This window comes from Arthrobacter sp. HMWF013 (assembly GCF_003061105.1).
Classification (GTDB): domain Bacteria; phylum Actinomycetota; class Actinomycetes; order Actinomycetales; family Micrococcaceae; genus Arthrobacter.
Map to the genome: position 1 here is coordinate 1 of NZ_QAIQ01000713.1, position 1,352 is coordinate 1,352.

At 67.8% G+C, this 1,352-nt stretch carries 3 protein-coding genes; all 3 read right to left on the reverse strand.

Going from position 1 to position 1,352, the window contains the following annotated elements:
* Window positions 1–315 (reverse strand): hypothetical protein (locus DBR22_RS23070; protein WP_219928161.1); only part of this gene is annotated, 315 nt, incomplete at its 3' end.
* A gap of 119 nt (window positions 316–434) precedes the next feature.
* Window positions 435–1,193, reverse strand: a complete 759-nt coding sequence (locus DBR22_RS23075; protein WP_108600891.1) for a maleylpyruvate isomerase family mycothiol-dependent enzyme — start codon at window positions 1,191–1,193, stop codon at window positions 435–437.
* Window positions 1,193–1,352 (reverse strand): fumarylacetoacetate hydrolase family protein (locus DBR22_RS23080; protein ID WP_146187640.1); only part of this gene is annotated, 160 nt, incomplete at its 5' end. The genes DBR22_RS23080 and DBR22_RS23075, both read right to left, overlap by 1 nt.

Here is a 1,352-nt window from a genome sequence, read left to right on the forward strand (position 1 = left end):
GTGGTGGTCGCTGTGCAGCCAATCAAGCACCGGGCCCGCGGCCTGCAGCATTGACGGTGCGTCTGCTTCCGTGATGCCCAGGTCCACGAGGGAGACGAGCCGCCAATGCGCGCCGGTCCATTTCCGGTAAGGGTGGACGCCGAAACTGCCATCGGGCAGTTGGCCGGCGAGCAGCGTGGAAACAATTCTGCCGCCGGTTACGGAGCCGCCGGACCACGGTTGGCCAAGGAACTCCTGTTGAACCGCCCTGCGCACTGCCGGCTCCGGGGACGTTGCCAACCAGGCGATGGCTGGCCGTAGGGCTTCCTGGTCCATGGTCCGAGGCTAACCGGGGACAACCAAACAGGGAAGACCACCCCGGTCGAGGTGGTCTTCCCTGTCAGGCAGCCCTGTCAGACAGGCCATGGCCGGCCGAGTCCGGATCAGTGGCTGGATCAGATCCATTTCGGGGCTGCGGGAACGGTGCCCAGTGCTGCCCCGTCCTGGGTTGCCGTGACGGCGTGGGTGCCGCGGCCGGTTGCCCAGCGGACCACGCCGGCGAGTGGGCCGGCGATCACCACCGGCGCGTCTGCGCCGGTGTCGCCGAACGCCATCTGCGGTTGCTGGTCCGTGACCTTGATCAGCAGCCCGGCGTCTGTACCGCGGGTTGCCCAAGCGGAGGTGATGTCCTGGAGCAGGCGGGCAAGGACCGGGACCGGGATATTGGAGAACGTGGCTCCGTTGTCCAGGTCCACGGCGTGGGTCCAGACTTCCCGGGTCCGCATCCAGACGGTTTCCTCCGCCGGGACGGTCCGGCCTTGGGCCGTTTTGACCTTGTGGTGCCAGGCATCGGCTGGCAGGTCCCGCCATTCGACGTTCAGGTGCACCGCTGAGTGGTCAAAGAGGTGCCGGAGCGCAATCGGCGGCAGGGTGGCCCCGAAATTGATTTCGTGGTCCCTGACCTCCGTGGAGGCATACATGGGTGTTTCCACCCCGGTGGCCGCCCACTCAATGAGCCGCGCGATGGCCCGCGCGTTGTAGCCGATGTGCGCGGTGACGTGCCGCCGGGACCAGCCCGGCAGCAGCGACGGGCCGTCGAGGTCCGCGTCGGAGAGCTCGTTGAGCTTGCGGGCGAAGAACGCGGTCCCGCGGCGGGCCTGCAGCAGCGATTCGAGCAGCTGCGGGTCCGTCGTCTGGTCGTGGCGTGCGACCATCAGGACTCCTTGACCACGCGGTTGTTCAGCTGGCCGAGGCCTTCGATGGTGGTGACCAGGAGCTGGCCTTCCTGGAGGTAGCGCTTGGGATCCTGGGCGTGGCCCACACCGCCGGGGGTGCCGGTGGCAATGACATCGCCCGGGTTCAGGGTGATGATG